This window comes from Rhodanobacter koreensis (assembly GCF_054782855.1).
In genome coordinates, this window is sequence record NZ_BAAGRR010000011.1 from 1 (window position 1) to 21,277 (window position 21,277).

The window sequence follows — 21,277 nt, forward strand, 5'->3', positions numbered from 1 at the left end:
TGTCAAAGATCTTCTCGCTCGTCGCCGATTGCTCGGTGACGCCCGGGACGTTTCGTCCTGGGTGAGCCGCCCATTCTACATCGCTTTTGAAGACCGTCAACACCCGTGATGAAGAAATTTTTCGTCGTCGGTTGTTGCGGAGACCTTCGCGAAAGGGCATCTCGTCGAAGGGGGTCGAATCATAGCGCCGCGACGTGGATCTGGGAAGAGGCACGAGCACTTTTCTGTCATGAAAAGTGTGCGCGGCGGCAACGCTACACTTCCACCACCTGATGATGAGCACCCACGATGAAGTCCATGCTCGTACCCATGCTGTTCCTGCTGGCCGGCTGCACCAACTCGGTTTCCGCGAGCCATGCATCACTCGCCGTGGAGCTGCACGGGCAGCATTTTTCAGTCGAACTGGCTACAAACGATGCCAGTCGCGAGCACGGACTGATGATGCGCACCACGCTTCCTGCCGATCACGGCATGCTGTTCGTGTTTCCCGATACGGCGCCGCGGGGGTTCTGGATGAAGAGCACGCTGATCCCGCTCGATATCCTGTATTTCGACGCCGATCGCCGGCTGGTCTCGATGCAGTTGAATACCGCCCCGTGCAAAGCCGACCCGTGTCCCATATATCCGAGCAGTGGACCTGCCCGTTACGTGCTGGAACTCTCGGCCGGAACGGCGGCACGCATCGGGGCAAGAGTGGCTGATGAGTTGAAGATCGCGGGCGACGTAGGAACAGTGCGTTGAGCAGACGCTTGCGGCAGATCCAGCAGGCCGACGCGATAGGGAATGAGCGCTTCGGGACGCAGGCTTTCCAGAGCGTCCCAGTCGTCTTCGAACGGAATGAACTGCTGCATGAGGATGTTCCTGGGTGTGATGCGCGAACTGATCACGCAGGAACATCAGAACAGGTGGCCCGGTCAATACGCTGACACGATCGGGCCATTTGCGGGCAGAACCGGGACCTCAGTCGATCTCGATCATCTCGAAGTCGTCCTTGGTGGTACCGCAGTCCGGGCAGGTCCAGGTATCAGGCACATCTTCCCAGCGCGTCCCGGCAGCGATGCCTTCGTCGGGCACACCCACAGCTTCGTCATAGATATAACCGCAAACGACACACATCCATTTGCGCAAGGCTACGGCTTCGGTGGAACTCTGGCTCATGATCGAACTTCTTTGCTCAAGGTTGAATGTCGCATTCTCGCAACTCGTCCGGCAATGCGAAAGTATGGCGACATCACCGGGCGCCTCTCCACACACATGAGACAAGCACTTGAAGCATGCCGCACCACTGCCAGGCCACGGCCTGTATGTCATTACCGATGGACCGCGTCCGGACCTGCTGGATGTCGTTGCGCAGGCGCTGGCCGGTGGCGCACGCCTTCTGCAGTACCGCGACAAAAGTGCCGACGCAGCACGACGCCATGCCGAGGCTACTGCACTCAGGCAACTGTGCACCATCCACGCGGTACCGCTGATCATCAACGATGATGTCGCCCTGGCGCATGCCGTGGCGGCGGACGGTGCGCATCTGGGCAAGGACGACGGGGACATCGGCGCCGCACGTGCCCTGCTGGGCGAAGACGCGATCATCGGCGTCTCATGCTACGACTCGCTGGCGCGCGCGCAGGCGGCAGCGCGTGCAGGCGCAGGCTATATCGCCTTCGGTGCGTTTTTCCCCTCGCCGACCAAGCCGCTGGCACCCCACGCCCCACTGGATCTGCTGAGGCACAGCGCCGCGCTCGGCGTGCCGCGGGTGGCGATCGGCGGCATCACGCCGGACAATGCCGTTTCCCTGGTGGAAGCAGGTGCGGAATATCTTGCCGTGATCTCCGCCGTGTTTGGCGCTGCCGATGTGCATGCCGCCGCGCAACACTTCGCCCACCTTTACCCCTCCGATTGAGAATCCGACGATGACCAACCACGAACTCTTCCAGCGCGCGCAGAAACTGATGCCCGGCGGCGTGAACTCGCCGGTGCGCGCGTTCAAGTCCGTCGGCGGCGAACCCTTCTTCACAGCCCGCGCCGACGGCGCTTATCTGTGGGACGTGGAAGGCACGCGCTACATCGACTACGTCGGCTCATGGGGCCCAATGATCGTCGGTCACAACCACCCGGTAGTGCGCGAGGCGGTCGAACGTGCCGCGAAAAACGGCCTGTCATTCGGCACGCCCTGCGCGGCCGAGGTGACCATGGCCGAGACGATCACGCGCCTGATCCCGTCGATCGAGATGGCGCGCATGGTCAACTCCGGCACCGAGGCGACGATGTCGGCAATCCGCCTGGCACGCGGCGCTACCGGCCGCGCGAAGATCGTGAAGTTCGAGGGCTGTTACCACGGCCACGGCGACAGCTTCCTGGTGAAGGCCGGTTCCGGTGCGCTGACGTTCGGCGTGCCGACCTCACCAGGCGTACCGAAGGCAAATGCCGATCTCACGCTCACCCTGCCCTACAACGACCTGGATTCCGCCAAAGCGCTGTTCTCGGAGCACGGCAACGAGATCGCCGGCCTGATCATCGAACCGGTCGCCGGCAACATGAACTGTATCCCGCCGAAGGACGGCTACCTGCAGGCGTTGCGTGAGCTGTGCACGCAACATGGCACCCTGCTGATTTTCGACGAAGTGATGACCGGCTTCCGCGTCGCACTCGGTGGCGCGCAGGCGTATTACGGCGTGACGCCCGACCTGACCACGTTCGGCAAGATTATCGGCGGCGGCATGCCGGTAGGTGCCTACGGTGGCCGACGCGACCTGATGGAACAGATCGCACCGGCCGGCCCGATCTACCAGGCCGGCACGCTGAGCGGCAATCCGGTGGCAATGGCGGCCGGCCTGGCCATGCTGGAGCTGATCCAGGCACCCGGCTTCCACGAAAAGCTTGCCGCGCGCACGCGCCTGCTGACCGACGGCTTTCAGTCCGTGGCCGACGGCGAAGGTGTCGCATTCAGCAGCAACCGCGTGGGCGGCATGTTCGGGTTGTTCTTCATTGCCGAAAAAGTGGCGACCTACGCGCAGGCCACGGCGGCAGATACCGCGCTGTTCAACCGCTTCTTCCACGGCATGCTGAAGCGTGGCGTGTATCTCGCGCCTTCCGCATTCGAAGCCGGCTTCATGTCCAGCGCGCACAGCGACCAGGACATTGCCGATACGCTGGAGGCTGCACGCGGAGCACTGCGCGAAGCGAAGGGCTGATCACCACTGGCCGGTATTGGGCATGGACGCCCACGGCTCCTGTGGCGGCAAGTGGCCGTTCTGCAGCAACTCGATCGAAATCAGGTCGGGCGAGCGTACGAAAGCCATGTGACCGTCACGCGGCGGGCGATGGATGGTGCAACCCATCGCCTGCAGCCGCGCGCAAGTGGCGTAGATGTCGCCCACTCGAAACGCGAGATGGCCGAAGTTGCGTGCGGAGCCGTAGTCTTCCTGCGAGCCCCAGTTGTGCGTCAGCTCGATTTCCGCCTCGGGACTTTCCGGAGCGGACAGGAACACCAGCGTGTACTTGCCTTCAGGGACTTCCTTGCGGCGCACTTCGCGCAAACCGAGACCTTCGCAGTAGAACCGCAGCGAGGCGTCGAGATCGCGCACGCGTACCATGCTGTGCAGATATTTCATGTGGCAACCATCCGATAAAGTGATTCGCGGAGACTGCACATGATAGGACGGTCGTGTCATCACTGCCGTGACCGGGCAGGGCCGTGCTTCAGGCGTCGAGGCGCGCACGCAGAGATCGGGCAAGTGCATCCAGACGCACAGGCTCACTGATGGCCGGTAATCCGTCGGGATAGACTTGCAGCAGGCCGTCGCCCGGCCAGCGTGGATGTACGTGCAGGTGGAAATGAAGCACTTCCTGTCCGCCAGCCTCGCCATTGGATTGCCACAGGCTCAGTCCGGGCGGGCCAAATTCGGCCCGCAGTGCCTGTGCCACCCGCACTGCAGCCTGCATCACGCTTGCCGCCTCATCGGCAGCAAGCGCGTAAATGTCGGGCACATGCCGGCGCGGAACCACCAGCACATGTCCTGACACAGCTTGGCGCAGATCCATGAAGGCGAGTACCGCACCATCGTCCAGGATCACGCTGACCCGTTGCGTACCGGCAACGATCGCGCAAAATGGGCAGCAGTCCACCGTCATGCTTGGGCAAATGCCGTCAGGGCATGGCCCAGACGATCCAGACCCTCGGCCAGCTCCTCGTCGGTAATCGTCAGTGGTGGCACGAAGCGCAGCACATCCGGGCCAGCCTGCAACAGCAGCAAGCCGTGTCCGGCGGCATGATCGAGGATCTCGCCTGCCCTACCCTTGTACGCTTCGGCCAGCACCGCACCGATCATCAGGCCGCGCCCGCGTACCTCGGCGAACAGGTTCAGCTCTTGATTGATGCGCGCCAGTCCGGCGCGCAGGCCGTTTGCCTGGTGCTCCACATTCATCAGTACGGCGGGTGACGCGAGCTTGGCCAGCGCGACGCGCGCCACCGCAGCGCCCATCGGATTGCCACCGAAGGTGGTGCCGTGCGCGCCATACTGCATCACCTCGGCCACCTTAGGGCCGGCCAGCAGTGCGCCAATCGGGAAGCCACAGCCGAGTGCCTTGGCCAGCGTCACGATGTCCGGCACGACGCCGTCGGGCTCATGCGCGAACAAGGTGCCGGTGCGACCCATGCCGCACTGGATCTCGTCCAGCACCAGCAAGGCGTCGTGCGCGTCGCACAGCTCGCGCACGCGCCTGAGGAATTCGGGCGTTGCCGGCAGCACACCGCCCTCGCCCTGCACCGGCTCCAGCATCACCGCGGCGATGTCGCCTTGCGCAAATGCCGCCTCCAGCGCCGCGGCATCGTTGAAATCCAGATAGCGAAAACCAGCCGGCAACGGTTCGTAACCTTCCTGGTATTTCGGCTGTGCCGTGGCGGTGACCGTGGCCAGCGTGCGGCCATGAAACGAGCCGCGAAACGTGACGATCACCCGCTGCTCCGGCGCGCGACCTTTCGATGTGGCCCACTTGCGCACCAGCTTGATCGCCGCCTCGTTTGCCTCGGCGCCGGAATTGCAGAGGAATACTCGCTCGGCAAACTCCGCGGCGTTGACCAGTTCCTCGGCGAGCCTCAGCGGGGGCTCGGTATAGAACACGTTGCTGCTATGCCACAGCTTGTGCGCCTGTGCGGTCAACGCAGCGAGCAGATCCGGATCCTGATGACCGAGCGCATTCACTGCGATGCCGGCGCCGAAGTCGACGTAATCACGGCCCTGCGTATCCCACACCCGCGCACCCTTGCCGTGGTCCAGTACCACCTCGCGCGGTCGATACACCGGCAGCCAGTAGCGCTTGCCGAGATCAATCAGGGTGGATGTGGACGGGACGTGCGTATGCATGGCGTACTCCGAGCATCGCCGCCCGGGCGATGTCGTCTAATAGTGGGGAAGGGGGCTGCGCATCCTAGCCTAGCGAAATCCCGCAGCACCAGCCATCTGCGGATCGCGACGCCAGCCAGGCGTGACATCGGATGATTCCGGTCATTGCGGCGCTGGCGCGGTACTTACCTTCAACAAACATGCGGTGCCCATGCACTCACCGCTGCATGCGACTCTGGTGACGATGCAGGGCATGGCCTGGTGCAGGACGTACCGAATGACACGTTGGGCCTCAGGACCCTATATGTTCTGGGCCACTGGCGATGGATGATTGTTCACGCCCCCGGTCGCCAGCTGCTTCACGAATTTTCCGTTTCCACGCAATTCGCCCAGCGCCACCCTGTGCTTCTTGCACAAGCGGTAGACGGTCACTCGTGACACCTTGAGGCGTCGCGCGCATTCGCTGATGTTGAAATGACTTTCATGCAGGCAGGTCACCACGGCCTTGCGCTCGGCCGCCACACGCGACAGCCCGAGACTGGTGCGATCCCCAGCCGGCGGCACATCCTGCAGATCCAGATCGGCTGCGCTGATCAGCGCACTCTCGGTCATTACCGCCGCACGCTGCACGCGATTGATCAGCTCGCGTACATTGCCCGGCCATGCAAATCCACGCAGCGCCTGTCGCGCGTCACTGCTGAATGCACGGACACGACCACCATGCTGGTCGTGGAACATTTCGAGAAAATACTGGGCGAGCGCTTCGATATCGTCCTTGCGTTCGCGCAATGCCGGAACACGCAAACGCAGCACGTTGAGCCGGTAATACAGGTCCTCGCGGAAGGAACCTTGTGCCACCGCCTTTTCCAGATCCACATGCGTCGCGGCCAGCACACGCACGTCCAGCTTGATCAGCTGACTGGAGCCAACCCGCTCCAGCGTGCCCTCCTGCAGCAGGCGCAGCAGACTGGTCTGTGCATCCAGCGGCAGATCACCGACCTCATCGAGAAAAACCACCCCCCCGGTAGCCACTTCGAAATGACCGATGCGCCGCGCATTGGCTCCGGTGAAGGCCCCGCGCTCATGGCCAAACAATTCGGACTGCACCAGATTCTGCGGCAACGCTCCGCAATTGATTGCCACGAATGGCCGTTCACGGCGTGCCGACAATCTGTGCAGCGCGCGGGCCAACACTTCCTTGCCGGTGCCCGTCTCGCCGGTGATCAGCACAGGCAGATCCACCCATGCGAATTTTTGCAGACTGACCACGACCGCGCGCATCGCCGGGCTATGCGCATTGATGACACCGGGAATGTCCGCTTCCATCGCCGGCGACGGAAGGACGACAAACTTCATCAGCGTGTCGATCAGACACTGCATGTCAACCGGCGCCGTAAAGGACTCGACGCTGGCCCGCAGAATGCGCTCCACCTCCGCCGTGTGTACGGCCGTCTCCGGGGAAACCAGCGCAAGCCAGGGCAGCCACGGATGCCTGGCCATCACCTGTCCGATCGACCGCGCCGTATCCGCACTGCACCGGCGCAGATCGGCCATCGCCACCACAATATCGCCGCGCCGCATGCCGATACCATCCTGCAGCCGGGCATCGGCCACCCGCGTATGCCAGCCCGCCTGGGCCAGATGCGCGCGCTCCTCATCTCCTGAATGACCGAACCAGACGACACAGCGCCTGGGCGCTTCTATGCTAGTCATGGGGTACCCCTTAGCCCTTCCAGGGTCACAGACTGCAACTCGGATGAAACACCAGGACAGCCGTCGCCTCCCGGAAACTGCACAACGACCATCAGGAACCGCTGCGAAGGTGGTTCATTTGCGAGCTATATACTCCGTCTGAACAGCAAGTGCATGACAAATGGGCACATTTTTCAGCCGGTATGGCCACTCCATACGATGTATGGCTTATGCAAGAATTGACAGTTGACAGGCCATTGCCTGTCAGAAGTCCTGTCATTCACGGCCCTCAGTCCAGAAACAGATCCGGCATCAGCGGCGCCCCTGACTGCATCGCGTAGATATCGAAATTGCGGACTCCAAGGTCGCCCAGGACATCCTCGTCGATCGCGAAGTGGCCGGTGTAATCGCACGCCGGGCGAGTCAGGATGGCATGCGCGGCGTCGGCGACGATCTCGGGTTTGCGGCAATGCTCGGGTTTCACGCCATCGATCATGCCAATCGCTGCAGTGGCGATCACCGTGCGCGGCCACAGTGCATTCACCGCGATGCCCAGCGGGGCGAACTCCGCGCTCATGCCGAGTACGCACAGACTCATGCCGTACTTGGCGATAGTGTAGGCGGTGTGCGGCGCGAACCATTTCGGATCGAGGTTCGGCGGCGGCGACAGCATCAGCACATGTGGATTCGCTGCCTGCTTCAGATACGGCAGGCAGCTCTGGGTGACCAGGAAGGTGCCGCGGGTATTGACCTGGTGCATCAGGTCGTAGCGCTTCATCGGCGTATCGGCGGTGCCGGCCAGCCAGATCGCGCTGGCGTTGTTGACCACGATGTCGATACCGCCGAAGTGTTCCGCCGCCCGTGCAGCCGCAGCACGCACCTGTTCCTCTTCGCGGATATCGACCTGCAGCGCCAACGCCCTGCCACCGGCGGCCTCGACGGCTGCCGCGGCGGTGTGAATGGTGCCTGGCAGTTTCGGATTCGGCACGCCGCTCTTGGCTGCGATCACCACATTCGCGCCATCGCGGGCAGCGCGCAGCGCGATCGCAAGCCCGATACCACGCGAGGCACCGGTGATGAACAAGGTCTTGCCGCCCAAGTGGCTCATGCGCGTCGACTCCATCGGAAAATATCGGTTCGGAACCGTGGCAGTTTAACCGCCGCCGGTTCACGGCTTCTGGAAGCGCGGCAGGATGTCCCGCAACTCCTCCAGCCGCAGGATCGGATCGTTCAATTCGAGCATGTGCTGCTGCTCGTGCGCATCCAGCGGCAGCAGCTCGGCCAGGCGCAAGCCCAGCCAGCTGGCGTCGTCATATGCACTACGCGGAGCGTGTCGCCAATGCGGTGCCATGGTTTCGATCAGCCGTTCGAGAATGCTCTGCAACAACGCAAACTCCACCGGCACCGGCAACTCCGGCTCGGCGGGCCAGACCTCCACATCGCCGCGCAGCAAGCCATCGGCACGCACCCGGGTACGCGCGACCCGAAAACGCGAATCACCCACGGCAACGATGCCGAGCAGGCCGTCCTCACCACGATGAAAATCACTGATCCGCGCAATCGTGCCGATCGCTGCCGGGATCGCCGGCGCACCGGTCTCACGCCCTTCCAGGATCAAACACACGCCGAAACCGGTGCCAAGACGCGTGCATTCGCGCACGAGATCGAGATAACGTGGCTCGAAGATGCGCAACTGTAGCTGACCACCGGGAAACAGTACGGAGGCCAGCGGAAACAAGGGCATCTCGATGAGCGGCGACTGAGCAGCCATGGGGCGAGTGTAGCCAGTGCCACGCGTCCGGTCAGCGATCGCGCCCGTCAAGCCTGTAGCAAACGCTCGACGAAACGCCGCGGCGCCGCTTCGAAGCCGCCGTTGGACATGAAGATCACCTGGTCGCCCGGTCGTGCCTGCGCATGCAGCGCTTCGATCAACGCATCCACCGTCGGTGCGGTGCTGCCGCGACCACCAAGTGCCGCGGTAACATGACCGGCATCCCACGGCAACTCCGGGCGATGCAGGAACACCACGCTGTCGGCATCCGCCAGCGACGGTGCCAGCGCCTCGGCGTGCGCGCCCTGGCGCATCGAGTTGGAGCGTGGCTCCAGTGCCACCAGGATGCGTGCCGTGCCGACCTTGGCCCGCAGTCCGGCCAGCGTGGTGGCGATCGCGGTGGGGTGATGGGCGAAATCGTCGTAGACACGCACGCCATTCACCTCGCCGACCAGTTCCATCCGTCGCTTGACGCTTTCGAACGTGGCGAACGCGGGCAACAGGGCACGCGGATCGGCACCGGCGGCAGTAGCAGCCGCCAGCGCGGCCAATGCATTCATCACGCTGTGGTTGCCGAGCAGCAACCAGCGCACCTCGCCGATCAGCTCGCCATGATGCTGCACGGCAAACACCGAACCATCCGCCTCGATCAGCGTGGCCTGCCAGTCGCCACAACCGATGCCGAAGGTTTCCACCGGCGTCCAGCAGCCCATCGCCAGCACGTCGGCCAGACGCGCATCCGTTGCATTCACGATCAGGCGGCCATTGCCCGGCACCGTGCGTACCAGGTGATGGAACTGGCGCTGGATCGCCGCCACGTCGGGGAAAATGTCCGCGTGGTCGTATTCGAGGTTGTTGAGGATGGTGATGCGCGGCCGGTAGTGGACGAACTTCGAGCGCTTGTCGAAGAACGCGGTGTCGTACTCGTCCGCCTCGATCACGAACGGCTTGCCCTGCCCCAGCCGCGCCGACACACCGAAATTGCCCGGCACGCCGCCGACCAGGAAACCCGGCGCGAGTCCGGCCTGCTCGAGCAGATGCGCCAGCAGGCTGGTGGTGGTGGTCTTGCCGTGGGTGCCGGCCACCGCCAGCACCTCGCGCCCGGCCAGCAGGGTCTCGCCCAGCCATTGCGGACCGGAGATGTAACGCAGTTGCGCATCGAGCATGTACTCGACGGCAGGATTGCCGCGGGTCATCGCATTGCCGACCACAACCAGATCCGGCGAAGGCTGAAGATGCGCGGCCGCGTAGCCGCTCATCAATTCGATGCCAAGCGCTTCCAGTTGCGTGCTCATCGGCGGGTAGACGTTGGCGTCGGAGCCTTCGACCGTATGGCCCAGCTCGCGCGCCAGCGCGGCGACACCGCCCATGAAGGTGCCGCAGATGCCGAGGATATGCATACGCATGCTGGAAGGGATTCCGTTAAAGCCTCTCCCTACCGAAAAGGGAGAGGCATGGACTCAGCCGTTCGCGGCGGCCGATTCTTGCTGGAGTGCACGCTTGACCCGCGCCGTGACGTCGGCCAGTTCGCCGACACCGTCGACCACCTGCAGCTTGCCACGTCGGGCGTAGAAGTCGGCTACCGGCGCGGTCTGCTCGGCATAGATCGCCAGACGCTTGCGCACCGTGTCCGGGTTGTCGTCGGCGCGGCCTTCGGCCTTGAAGCGGATCTCGCAGCGGCTGATGATCGCCTCGTTTGGCACGTCCAGCTTCACCACCGCATCCAGCGGCTGGTCGAGCCTGGCCAACAGGTGGTCCAGCGCATCGGCCTGGGCCAGATTGCGCGGATAGCCGTCGAGGATGAAGCCGGCCCTGGCATCGTCTTGCGACAGGCGCTCTTCCAGCATGCCGAGCAGGATGTCGTCGGAGACCAGTTGGCCCGCATCCATCACCGTCTTGGCCTTGAGACCCATCGCGGTGCCCGCCGCCACCGCGGCACGCAGCATGTCGCCGGTGGAGATATGCGGCACGCCCAATTCCGCTTTCAGCCGGGCAGCCTGCGTACCTTTGCCCGAGCCGGGCGCACCAAGTAGGACCAGTCGCATAATGCTCCACAAGTTTGGCGGGCTGCTGCACACTGCAGCAGCCCGCCAGATTCCCAGAATTGGCTGTCAAATTAGCCGCTGCACCCGGTGCCGTCAAACGGAAGACACCACCTTCGGCAGCCAAATGCTTGTTGTCGCAAAAGTTTGTCATTGACCATCTTCCCCGTACCGTCACTCGATCGAGGATTCCAATGAGCCCGAAGCCCCCCCCGTCTACCATTGCCGGCAACCTGCTCTACGCCCAGTCCGGTGGCGTCACTGCAGTCATCAACGCCACGGCCGCCGGCGTGATCGAGGCCGCGCGCGTCAAGGGCGTGAAGGTGTACGCCGCCCGCAACGGCATCCTCGGTGCGTTGCGCGAAGAGCTGATCGACACCTCGAAGGAATCGGCCGCGGCGATCGGAGCATTGCGCCATACCCCCGGCGGCGCGTTCGGCTCCTGCCGCTACAAGCTGAAATCGCTGGAGGACAACCGCGCCGAATACGCGCGGCTGATCGACGTGTTCCGGGCCCATGACATCCGCTGGTTTCTCTACAACGGCGGCAACGACTCGGCCGACACCGCGCTGAAGATCTCGCAGCTGGGCAAGGCCATGAACTACGACATCCGCTGCATCGGCGTGCCGAAGACGGTGGACAACGACCTCGCCGTCACCGACTGCTGCCCCGGCTTCGGCTCGGTGGCGAAATACACCGCGATTTCCACGCTGGAAGCGAGCCTCGACGTCGCCTCGATGGCCGAGACCTCGACCAAGGTGTTCATCCTCGAAGTGATGGGGCGCCACGCGGGCTGGATCGCCGCCGCCGCCGGACTCGCCGGCGAAGGTGCGGATGCGCCGCCGCACATCATCCTGTTCCCCGAAAACGTGTTCGACGAAACCGCCTTCCTCGCCAAGGTGAAAGCCACCGTCGAGCGCGTGGGCTGGTGCACCGTAGTGGCCTCCGAAGGCGTGCGCAACTCGGCCGGGCAGTTCCTCGCCGAAGCCGGTACACGCGATGCGTTTGGTCATGCGCAACTCGGCGGCGTGGCGCCGGTACTGGCGGCGCTGGTGAAGGAGAAGCTCGGCTACAAATATCACTGGGCGCTGCCCGATTACCTGCAGCGCTCCGCGCGGCATGCCGCGTCGAAGGTCGATGCCGAACAGGCCTATGCGGTCGGCAAGGCCGCGGTCGGGTACGCACTGGCCGGCCTGAATGCGGTGATGCCGGTGGTCGTGCGCAGCAGCGACGCACCCTATCGCTGGAAGATCGAGCCGGCGCCGCTGGCGAAGATCGCCAATCGCGAGAAGAAGATGCCGAAGAACTTCATCAGTCGCGACGGATTCGGCATCACCGCCGCTGCACGCCGTTATCTGGCCCCGCTGATCCAGGGCGAGGCACCGCTGCCCTACGGCAAGGATGGCCTGCCGCGCTATGTGCAGCTGAAGAACACCGCGGTGGCGAAGAAGCTGCAACCCTTTCAGCGCTGAAGCGCAAATCCGTGCGATACATCCCAGTCAGCTGAGTCCGACCTGAAGCCAGGGTGGGCCAGCTGCCTTCCGTTCAGCCGCATGTTTTTACGATTCCTCCAACCCTAGTCGATCGCCGCGCCGTTGCGGCCACGACCTTCGTGGAGGAGACCATGATGAAACTCATCAGCCGCCTGATCATTGCCACCGCCCTGCTCGCCACCGGCAGCCTGGCGCTGGCCGCCCCCGATCGCGACGACCATGGCCGCCATGATCGTGACAGCCACGGACACAACCGCGGCCACGACGACCATCGTCGCTACGGCCATCACGATGGCGGCCCTCGCCACTACGGCCGCCCACACTGGCAACGCGGCCATCGCTACAACGGCCCGACCTATGTCGTGCGCAACTACGGCCATTACCGCCTGCGTCAGCCACCGCGCGGTTACCACTGGGTGCGCGCGAACAACGACTTCCTGCTGGTCGCGGTCGCCACCGGCATCATCCTGGACGTCGCGCTGCATTGATCCAGCATCGACACGCATGATCCGAGGCCATGCCATGCGCATGGCCTTTTTCATTTCAAAATGACGGCGTCCCTGCGCGCTGCGCCGCACAACAGCCTGCGCAGCAACGTCTGCCTATACTCCCCGGGACCGCCCGTTCCGGACGGCCGCTTACAACCCATGGGGAGGCTCAGATGTTGCAGCAGTATGGCTGGATCGTTCTGGCGTGTGCGGTAGTGGCGATTTTGTATGGCGCGATTTCCGCGCGCTGGATCCTGGCGCAATCGCCGGGCAACGATCGGATGCAGGAGATTGCGGCAGCCATCCAGGAAGGCGCACGCGCTTACCTCAACCGCCAATACACCACCATCGGGGTGGTCGGTGTGGTGCTGCTGCTGCTGATCGGCTTCTTTCTCAACTGGCCGACGGCGATCGGCTTTCTGTTCGGCGCGATTCTTTCCGGCGCTGCCGGCTACATCGGCATGAATGTATCCGTGCGCGCCAACGTGCGCACCGCCGAAGCTGCACGGCGCGGCCTGGGACCGGCGATGGACGTGGCATTCCGTGGCGGCGCGATCACCGGCATGCTGGTGGTCGGACTGGCCCTCCTCGGTGTCACCGGTTACTGGCTGGCACTCAACCACATGGGCATCAGCGGCGAGCCTGCCCTGCATGCACTGGTCGGACTGGCCTTCGGCAGCTCGCTGATCTCGATCTTCGCCCGTCTCGGTGGCGGCATCTTCACCAAGGGTGCCGACGTCGGCGCCGACCTGGTCGGCAAGGTCGAGGCCGGCATTCCGGAAGACGACCCGCGCAACCCGGCGGTGATCGCCGACAACGTCGGCGACAACGTCGGCGACTGCGCCGGCATGGCAGCCGACCTGTTCGAAACCTATGCGGTCACCGTGATCGCCACGATGCTGCTGGCCGGCCTGACCTTCGCCAACAACCTCAACGCGGTGCTGTACCCGCTGGTGCTTGGTGCCGTATCGATCATTGCCTCGATCATCGCGACCTTCTTCGTCAAGGTGAAACAGGGCGGCTCGATCATGGGCGCGCTGTACAAGGGCGTGATCGTCTCTGCGGTGCTTTCGGCGATCGCGTTCTGGTTCGTCACCGGCAACCTACTGCCGGACGGACTGATCACAGGCGACGGCCTGGTGATTTCCAACCACGCGCTGTTCCACTGCTCGCTGATCGGCCTGGTGCTGACCGGCCTGATCGTGTGGATCACCGAGTTCTACACCGGTACGCAGTACGGTCCGGTGCAGCACATCGCCGCCGCATCGACCACCGGCCATGGCACCAACATCATCGCGGGCCTGGGCGTCTCGATGAAGTCCACCGCGTTGCCGGTGATCGTGATCTGCGCGGCGATCTGGGGCGCGTATGCACTCGGTGGCCTGTACGGCATCGCGATCGCCGCCACCGCCATGCTGTCGATGGCGGGCATGATCGTGGCGCTCGACGCCTACGGCCCGATCACCGACAACGCCGGCGGCATCGCCGAGATGTCCGACCTGCCGCCGGAAGTGCGCGGCGTGACCGATCCGCTCGACGCGGTCGGCAACACCACCAAGGCGGTGACCAAGGGCTACGCGATCGGTTCGGCCGCACTGGCCGCACTGGTGCTGTTCGCCGATTACACGCATAACCTGGAAACGCATTTCGGCGCGGCGACCACGTTCGATCTCTCCAACCACTACGTGATCATCGGCCTGCTGATCGGCGGCCTGATCCCGTATCTGTTCGGCGCGATGGCGATGGAAGCGGTCGGCCGCGCGGCAGGCGCGGTGGTCGAGGAAGTGCGCCGCCAGTTCCGCGACATCCCCGGCATCATGGAGGGCACCGGCAAGCCGCAATACGACAAGGCGGTGGACATGCTGACCAAGTCCGCCATCAAGGAAATGATCGTGCCCTCGCTGTTGCCGGTGCTGGTGCCGGTGGTGGTCGCGTTCGGCTTCAAGTGGCTCGCCGGTTCGTCCTCGGCCGGCGCGCAGGCGCTTGGCGGCGTGCTGATCGGCACCATCGTCACCGGCCTGTTCGTGGCGATCTCGATGACCACTGGCGGTGGTGCGTGGGACAACGCCAAGAAGTACATCGAGGACGGCCATCACGGCGGCAAGGGTTCGGAAGCGCACAAGGCTGCGGTCACCGGCGACACTGTCGGCGATCCGTACAAGGACACCGCCGGCCCGGCGGTGAACCCGCTGATCAAGATCATCAACATCGTGGCACTGCTGCTGATTCCGCTGCTGTAAGCCACGCATTCCCTTGCAGCGAAAATCCCGCTTCGGCGGGATTTTCGTTTCATGGCGATGCTGATCGGGCTGCCCTGACTTTAGTCACAGGCGGGTGCATGTTCGTACGGTTACGCTCGATCCACGGCGGATCATGTCCGTCGTCTTCATTCGCACACGAGGGGCACACGATGAAATCGGTCTGGCTGATGCTGGCACTCGGCGTCACACTGACGGGCATGAGCAACAGCCACGCCCAGAATGAGAAACCCGCCAAGGCGCCCACGGACACGAAGGTCGCCGACGATCCCTACCTGTGGCTGGAAGACATTCGCGGCAGCCGCTCGATGGACTGGGTGAAGCAGCAGAACGCGGTGACGACGAAGCAGTTCGTCGACAACGCCGAGTTCACCAAAACCCGCGACGGCATTCTCGAGGTGCTCGATTCGGACGCACGGATTCCCGACGTCGAACGGATGGGGGAATACCTCTACAACTTCTGGCGCGACAAGGCGCACCCGCGCGGCATCTGGCGACGCGCCGCGCTGGCCGAATACCGCAAGGCCGAGCCGAAATGGGAGCTGCTGCTGGACGTCGACGCCTTGAACAAGGCCGAGGACAAGCGCTGGGTGTTCAAGGGCGTGCAATGCCTGAAACCGAAGTACGAACGCTGCCTGATCTCGCTGTCGCCGGACGGCGGTGACGCGGTGACCGTGCGCGAATTCGACATCCCCGGCAAATCCTTCGTCAAGGGCGGCTTCGAGCTGCCGGTGGCGAAGACCGAGGCCAGCTGGATCGACGACGACACGATCTACGTCGGCACCGATTTCGGCCCCGGCACGATGACCGAATCGAGCTACCCGCGCATCGTCAAGCAATGGAAGCGCGGCACGCCGCTGACGGCAGCCACCACGGTCTACGCCGGCAAGCCCACCGACCTCGCCATCGGCGCGTCGCACGACCGCACGCCGGGTTACGAGCGCGACTTCGTGTCGGTCGCCAAGGACTTCTTCCACAGCGAGCTGTACCAGCGCGTCGGCGACAAGCTGATCCGCGTCGATGTGCCGACCGATGCCAGCGCCGACGCCCATCGCGAATGGCTGCTGGTGCAGACACGCTCGCCGTGGACGGTCGGTGGAACCACCTGGCCGTCCGGTGCCCTGCTGGCGACGAAGTTCGACGACTTCATGGCCGGCAAGCGCGAATTCACGATGCTGTTCAAGCCGGATGCGCATACCTCGCTGGACACCTACGCCTGGACGCAGCATCACCTGATTCTTGACGTGCTGGACGACGTCAAGAGCCGCCTCGAAGTGCTGACGCCGCAAGGTTCGGGCGACTGGAAGCGCGAGGCGATGCCCGGCGCCCCGGCGATGAGCACGATCAGCGTGGTCGACACCGATCCCGATCACAGCGACGAATACTGGCTCGGCGTCACCGGCTTCCTCACCCCGTCGTCACTCGAACGCGGCGTGCTCGGCAGCGTGCCGGCCGAAACGATCAAGCAGGAACCGGCGTTCTTCGACGCGTCGAAATTCGAGGTCAGCCAGCACTTCGTCAACTCGAAGGACGGCACCCGCGTGCCGTACTTCGAGATCGCCCCGAAAGACGTGAAGCTGGATGGCAGCAACCGCACCTTGCTGTACGGCTACGGCGGCTTCGAAGTCTCGCTGCAGCCGCACTACAGCGGCAGCATCGGCCGTGCGTGGCTGGATCGCGGCGGCGTGTATGTAGTCGCCAACATCCGCGGCGGCGGCGAATACGGCCCGCAATGGCATCAGGCCGCATTGAAGGCAAACCGTCCGCGTGCCTACGAGGACTTTGCCGCCGTCGCCGAGGATCTGGTCAAGCGTGGCGTGACGTCCGCAAAACATCTCGGTGCCGAGGGCGGAAGCAACGGCGGCCTGCTGATGGGCAACATGCTGACGATGTATCCGCAACTGTTCGGCGCAATCGCCTGCGAAGTGCCGCTGCTGGACATGAAGCGCTATACCCACCTGTCCGCCGGTGCCTCGTGGATGGCCGAGTACGGCAATCCGGATACCGCGGACTGGAATTTCATCAAGACGTTCTCGCCATACCAGAACCTGCGCAAGGACGCGCACTACCCGCCGGTGCTGTTCTACACCACCACCAGCGATGACCGCGTCGGTCCGGTGCAGGCGCGCAAGATGGCCGCGAAGATGCAGGCGATGGGCATTCCGGACGTGTGGTCCTACGAGAACCTCGAAGGCGGCCACGGCGCCGGTGCCGACAACAAGCAGGCGGCACTGATGCATGCGCTGGCCTACGACTTCCTGTGGGATCAGCTGAAATAAGTCGACTCGCACGCTCATGCCGTCCACGCGAGCCGGCTTTTGCCGGCTTGCTTTATCTGGTCGACCGGATTTCGCCGAAACCCGCGTGTGAAGTAACCTTCGGGCTCACCGAACCACCCGCACCGTCATGCATTCACGAATCACGATCAGCCCCGAACTGCGCGAATGGATTCTTGCCACGACCCGCGCCGGTCATGGCGTGCCGGACGTGCTGCGGCTGATGAAGGAGAACGGCTACGATCCGCGGCAGAGCCGCAGCATCGTCGCCGAAGTGCTCAAGCTGCCGCTGGCCGCCCTGCATGCCAGCACCGACAAAATCCCGCCACAGGGCCTGCGCACGAAACATCCCGAGGCACCCGAGGTCAGCATTGACGGTCACGCCATCCAGGTCTCGCTCAGCGTGGAAGCACCGGCGCTGCGCGTGCTGGAAGGCATCCTCACCGATCAGGAATGCACCGGACTGATCGAACTGGCGCAGCCACGACTGCAACGCGCGCTCACCGTCGACACCGAAGGCCGACAGCAGGTCGATCATCGGCGTACCAGCGAAGGCATGTTCTTCACGTTGAACGAACTGCCCCTGATCGGCCGGATCGAACAGCGCCTGGCCAGCCTGCTCGGTGTGCCGGTGAATCACGGCGAAGGGCTGCAGATCCTGCACTACCTGCCCGGCCAGGAATACGAGCCGCATTACGACTGGTTCGATCCGGATCAGGCCGGCTATGGTGCAGTGACGGCGATCGGCGGCCAGCGCATCGCCAGCGTGGTGATGTATCTGAACACGCCCGAGCAAGGCGGGGGCACCGCCTTCCCCGAGATCGGCCTGACCGTCACTGCACGGCGCGGTTCAGCCGTTTACTTCGCCTACGAAGGCGGCGACCGCAGCTCGCTGCATGCCGGCCTGCCGGTGCTGCGCGGCGAGAAGTGGATCGCCACCAAATGGTTGCGGGAGCGGCCGTACCGGAACCAGCGACAGGCATGAGTCTTAGCCGGGGTTGATATCGGTCATTGCTGCGACGCAGCAGCGTTTGGCGTATCCTTGCGGGCCAACTTTCCTATCAGTGCAAGGACATCCCATGGGTCTGCATCTTGTCTCCGCCGGCCGCGACGTGCCGAATGAAATCAATGTCGTCATCGAAATCCCTAAGGATGCCGAGCCGGTCAAGTACGAGGTGGAGAAGGAAAGCGGCGCGATCTTTGTCGACCGCATCCTGTCCACCCCGATGCGCTATCCGTGCAACTACGGCTACGTGCCGGGCACGTTGGGCGGCGACGGCGATCCGCTGGACGCGCTGGTGATCCTGCCGCTGTCGCTGATCCCCGGTTCGGTGATCCGCTGCCATCCGGTCGGCATGCTGAAGATGACCGACGAGGCCGGCAGCGACGAGAAGCTGATCGTGATCCCGTCACCCAAGGTCTTTCCGGGCTACGCGCACATCAACGACATGAAGGGCGTTTCCCCGCACTGGCTGGAGCGCATCGGCCACTTCTTCGAGCACTACAAGGATCTGGAGAAGGGCAAGTGGGTGAAGGTGGAAGGCTGGGTCGGCGCCGACGAGGCGAAGGCCGAGATCACCGCCGGCATTGCCCGCTACAAGGCTAGCCACAAGTAAGATCGAACGATCGACGGCGCGTCACCCCCGCGGGTGGCGCGCCGTTTCTGCGTGTGCAGGCCGCATCGCGCGCTCCCACGGCGGGTCATCGCCCAGCCGCTCGGCCAGGAAATCGACGAACGCACGTACCCGCGGCGGCACCAGCCGGCGCTGCGGCATCACTGCATGGATGCCGGTGGCGGCGATCGGATAATCCGGCAGCACCACCTGCAACTGACCTGCGCGCAATTCCTCGTGCACATGCCAGATCGAGTGCACGGCGATGCCGAGCCCGGCCACCACGGCATCGCGCAGCAATTCGCCGAGATTGCTCTCGAAGCGGCCACCCACCCGCTGTGCGATCTCACCGCCCTTGCCGTCGCCGAAACGCCATACATCCTGCCGACCCTGACTGCCGACCAGCAGCAGACAATCGTGCGCCGCCAGATCGGCTGGCGTTCGCGGATGGCCATGCTGCTGCAGATAGGCCGGCGAGGCGCACAGCACGCGACGATTGGTGGCCAGTTTGCGCGCGACCAGGCCGGAATCGTCCAGCGCGCCCACGCGGATGCCCAGATCAAAACCGGAGCCGACCAGATCAAGCAACTGGTCGTTGAGGTTCACGCTCAGCTTCACCCGCGGGTACAGGGCGAGGAACTCCGGCAGCAACGGTGACACGTATTGGCGGCCGAATGAGGCCGGCAAGGTGACCCGCAAGGTACCGGCCACGTCGGTGGCCTCGCGGCGCAGGCCACTGGTCAATGCTTCCAGATCCTCCACCAGCACGCGCCCTTGCGCAGCCAGTGCAATGCCTTCCGGCGTGGCATGCAGCTGACGCGTGGTCCGATGCAGCAGGCGCACGCCGAGGTCGCGCTCCAGTCGCTTCAGGCGCTGGCTGGCCACCGCCACCGACAGATCCATGCTGCGTGCGGCCGCACTGATCGAACCCAGGTCGAGTACGCGCAGAAACAGGCTGAGGTCGCCGACGCGATCCATGATTATCAATTATTTATTGAAAATGATTAGTCATGCTGCCGGTTTTTCAGAAGGATGTCACGGCCTAGTCTGTTGCATCGCAATATTCCGGATACCTCGTCATGGCCATCCCCGCCACCAAACCACGCACGCCGCTGGCGCTTTACGCATTGACGGTCGGCGCGTTCGGCATCGGCACCACCGAATTCGTGATCATGGGCCTGTTGCTGCAGGTCGCCGCCGACCTGCACGTCAGCATCGCCGCCGCCGGCCTGCTGATCTCCGGCTATGCGCTGGGCGTGTTCGTCGGCGCGCCGCTACTCACCGTGGCGACCAGCCGGATGCCGCGCAAGGCGGTGCTGGTGGCGCTGATGGCGATCTTCACCCTGGGCAACCTCGCCTGTGCGCTGGCGCCGAATTACCCGCTGCTGATGCTGGCGCGGGTGATCACCTCACTGGCGCACGGCACCTTCTTCGGTGTCGGTGCGGTGGTGGCCACCGGCCTGGTTCCTGCCGACCGCAGGGCTTCGGCGATCTCGATCATGTTCACCGGACTCACCGTGGCGACCCTGCTCGGCGTGCCGGCTGGCGCCTGGCTGGGTCTGCATTTCGGCTGGCGTGCCACGTTCTGGGCGGTGAGCGCGATCGGCGTGATCGCCACACTCGTGATCGCCACCCTGGTGCCGGCCGGTCATGGCGATGTCACGCCGATTGCCGTGCGCGAGGAACTGAAAGCGATCGCCCGCCCGCCGGTGCTGCTGGGCCTGCTGATGACCGTGCTGGGCTTCGCCGGCGTGTTCACCGTGTACACCTATATCCAACCGATTCTCACCCAGGTCAGCGGCTTCGGCGAAAGCGCGGTGTCGCCGATCCTGCTGGTGTTTGGCGTCGGCATGATCGCCGGCAACCTGCTCGGCGGCCGTCTCGCCGATCGCCGACTGATGCCGGCCCTGCTGCTGACACTGGCGACACTGGCGGTGGTGCTGGGCGTAATGGGTTTTGTCCTGCACAGCCAGATGCTGACCGTGATCTTCACCGGCCTGCTCGGCGTGGCCGCGTTCGCCACCGTGCCGCCGCTGCAGCTATGGGTGCTGCAAAAGGCCGAAGGCGCGCAAAGCCTGGCGTCCAGCCTAAACATCGGCGCCTTCAATCTCGGCAACGCATTGGGCGCGTGGCTCGGCGGTGTGGTGATCGAGCACGGCCCCGGCCTCGGCGCGGTGACCTGGGTCGCTGCGCTGGTGACCGCGTCCGGCCTGGTGGTCGCGCTGTGCGGCCTGCGTCTCGAACGCGCACGCCAGCCACTGCTGGCAGCGGCCTGTCCGCAGGCATAACTAACGCCTCACTCATC

20 protein-coding genes are annotated in these 21,277 nt (G+C 64.2%); 10 read left to right on the forward strand and 10 right to left on the reverse strand.

All coding sequences use genetic code 11. The features are described from left to right. The first annotated feature begins 297 nt into the window (after nt 1–297). Nucleotides 298–741 (forward strand): DUF192 domain-containing protein, encoded by a 444-nt coding sequence (locus tag ACYVKM_RS12315; protein WP_460878146.1) that lies wholly within the window; start codon nt 298–300, stop codon nt 739–741. A 219-nt stretch (nt 742–960) separates the two neighbouring features. Here the strand turns inward: ACYVKM_RS12315 and ACYVKM_RS12320 are convergent, their stop codons facing one another. Beyond that, entirely contained in the window at nt 961–1,158 is a 198-nt protein-coding gene (locus tag ACYVKM_RS12320; RefSeq protein WP_460877905.1) for a rubredoxin, read from the reverse strand. Nucleotides 1,159–1,267: 109 nt separating this feature from the next. Between ACYVKM_RS12320 and thiE the strand changes: the two genes are divergently transcribed. Then, nucleotides 1,268–1,897 (forward strand): thiamine phosphate synthase, encoded by a 630-nt coding sequence (thiE, locus tag ACYVKM_RS12325; RefSeq protein WP_460877906.1) that lies wholly within the window; start codon nt 1,268–1,270, stop codon nt 1,895–1,897. A 10-nt stretch (nt 1,898–1,907) separates the two neighbouring features. Next, entirely contained in the window at nt 1,908–3,188 is a 1,281-nt protein-coding gene (hemL, locus tag ACYVKM_RS12330; RefSeq protein WP_460877907.1) for a glutamate-1-semialdehyde 2,1-aminomutase, read from the forward strand. Here the strand turns inward: hemL and ACYVKM_RS12335 are convergent, their stop codons facing one another. The 8 genes from ACYVKM_RS12335 to ACYVKM_RS12370 form a co-directional block, all read right to left on the reverse strand. Further along, nucleotides 3,189–3,608, reverse strand: a complete 420-nt coding sequence (locus ACYVKM_RS12335) for a VOC family protein (protein ID WP_460877908.1) — start codon at nt 3,606–3,608, stop codon at nt 3,189–3,191. A gap of 88 nt (nt 3,609–3,696) precedes the next feature. Further along, a complete protein-coding gene (locus ACYVKM_RS12340; RefSeq protein WP_460877909.1) occupies nt 3,697–4,128 on the reverse strand; it encodes an HIT family protein in 432 nt (143 codons plus the stop codon). Beyond that, nucleotides 4,125–5,360, reverse strand: coding sequence for an acetylornithine/succinylornithine family transaminase (locus ACYVKM_RS12345; RefSeq protein WP_460877910.1), 1,236 nt, complete (start codon nt 5,358–5,360; stop codon nt 4,125–4,127). Before ACYVKM_RS12345 ends, ACYVKM_RS12340 begins: the two co-directional genes overlap by 4 nt. A gap of 279 nt (nt 5,361–5,639) precedes the next feature. Further along, nucleotides 5,640–7,052 carry a sigma-54 dependent transcriptional regulator gene (locus tag ACYVKM_RS12350; protein ID WP_460877911.1) on the reverse strand — a complete coding sequence of 471 codons (1,413 nt, stop codon included), beginning with the start codon at nt 7,050–7,052 and terminating at the stop codon, nt 5,640–5,642. A gap of 268 nt (nt 7,053–7,320) precedes the next feature. Beyond that, nucleotides 7,321–8,139, reverse strand: coding sequence for an SDR family oxidoreductase (locus tag ACYVKM_RS12355; RefSeq protein ID WP_460877912.1), 819 nt, complete (start codon nt 8,137–8,139; stop codon nt 7,321–7,323). A gap of 60 nt (nt 8,140–8,199) precedes the next feature. After that, nucleotides 8,200–8,802 (reverse strand): LON peptidase substrate-binding domain-containing protein, encoded by a 603-nt coding sequence (locus ACYVKM_RS12360; RefSeq protein WP_460877913.1) that lies wholly within the window; start codon nt 8,800–8,802, stop codon nt 8,200–8,202. Between the two features lie 47 nt (nt 8,803–8,849). After that, the gene (mpl, locus tag ACYVKM_RS12365; RefSeq protein WP_460877914.1) at nt 8,850–10,208 is read right to left on the reverse strand and encodes a UDP-N-acetylmuramate:L-alanyl-gamma-D-glutamyl-meso-diaminopimelate ligase; all 1,359 of its coding nucleotides are present in this window, start codon (nt 10,206–10,208) and stop codon (nt 8,850–8,852) included. 54 nt (nt 10,209–10,262) lie between these two features. Then, the gene (locus ACYVKM_RS12370; RefSeq protein ID WP_460877915.1) at nt 10,263–10,847 is read right to left on the reverse strand and encodes an adenylate kinase; all 585 of its coding nucleotides are present in this window, start codon (nt 10,845–10,847) and stop codon (nt 10,263–10,265) included. 191 nt (nt 10,848–11,038) lie between these two features. Here ACYVKM_RS12370 and ACYVKM_RS12375 point away from each other — a divergent pair, with 191 nt between their 5' ends. From ACYVKM_RS12375 to ppa, 6 genes are all read left to right on the forward strand, one after another. Then, entirely contained in the window at nt 11,039–12,316 is a 1,278-nt protein-coding gene (locus tag ACYVKM_RS12375; protein ID WP_460877916.1) for a 6-phosphofructokinase, read from the forward strand. 155 nt (nt 12,317–12,471) lie between these two features. After that, complete coding sequence (locus ACYVKM_RS12380; protein WP_460877917.1) at nt 12,472–12,825, forward strand: RcnB family protein; 354 nt, start codon at nt 12,472–12,474, stop codon at nt 12,823–12,825. Between the two features lie 173 nt (nt 12,826–12,998). Next, nucleotides 12,999–15,065, forward strand: coding sequence for a sodium-translocating pyrophosphatase (locus ACYVKM_RS12385; protein WP_460877918.1), 2,067 nt, complete (start codon nt 12,999–13,001; stop codon nt 15,063–15,065). A gap of 218 nt (nt 15,066–15,283) precedes the next feature. After that, a complete protein-coding gene (locus tag ACYVKM_RS12390) occupies nt 15,284–17,362 on the forward strand; it encodes a prolyl oligopeptidase family serine peptidase (RefSeq protein ID WP_460878147.1) in 2,079 nt (692 codons plus the stop codon). Nucleotides 17,363–17,489: 127 nt separating this feature from the next. Beyond that, a complete protein-coding gene (locus ACYVKM_RS12395) occupies nt 17,490–18,344 on the forward strand; it encodes a 2OG-Fe(II) oxygenase (RefSeq protein WP_460877919.1) in 855 nt (284 codons plus the stop codon). A gap of 94 nt (nt 18,345–18,438) precedes the next feature. Beyond that, on the forward strand, nt 18,439–18,975 hold the full coding sequence (gene ppa / locus ACYVKM_RS12400) for an inorganic diphosphatase (RefSeq protein WP_460877920.1): 537 nt from the start codon (nt 18,439–18,441) through the stop codon (nt 18,973–18,975). Nucleotides 18,976–18,996: 21 nt separating this feature from the next. On the opposite strand, the gene ACYVKM_RS12405 is transcribed toward ppa, so the two are convergent. Continuing rightward, the gene (locus ACYVKM_RS12405) at nt 18,997–19,950 is read right to left on the reverse strand and encodes a LysR family transcriptional regulator (protein WP_460877921.1); all 954 of its coding nucleotides are present in this window, start codon (nt 19,948–19,950) and stop codon (nt 18,997–18,999) included. A gap of 101 nt (nt 19,951–20,051) precedes the next feature. Here ACYVKM_RS12405 and ACYVKM_RS12410 point away from each other — a divergent pair, with 101 nt between their 5' ends. Next, nucleotides 20,052–21,260: an MFS transporter gene (locus ACYVKM_RS12410; protein WP_460877922.1), complete on the forward strand. Its 1,209-nt coding sequence runs from the start codon at nt 20,052–20,054 to the stop codon at nt 21,258–21,260. The last annotated feature ends 17 nt before the right edge of the window (nt 21,261–21,277 follow it).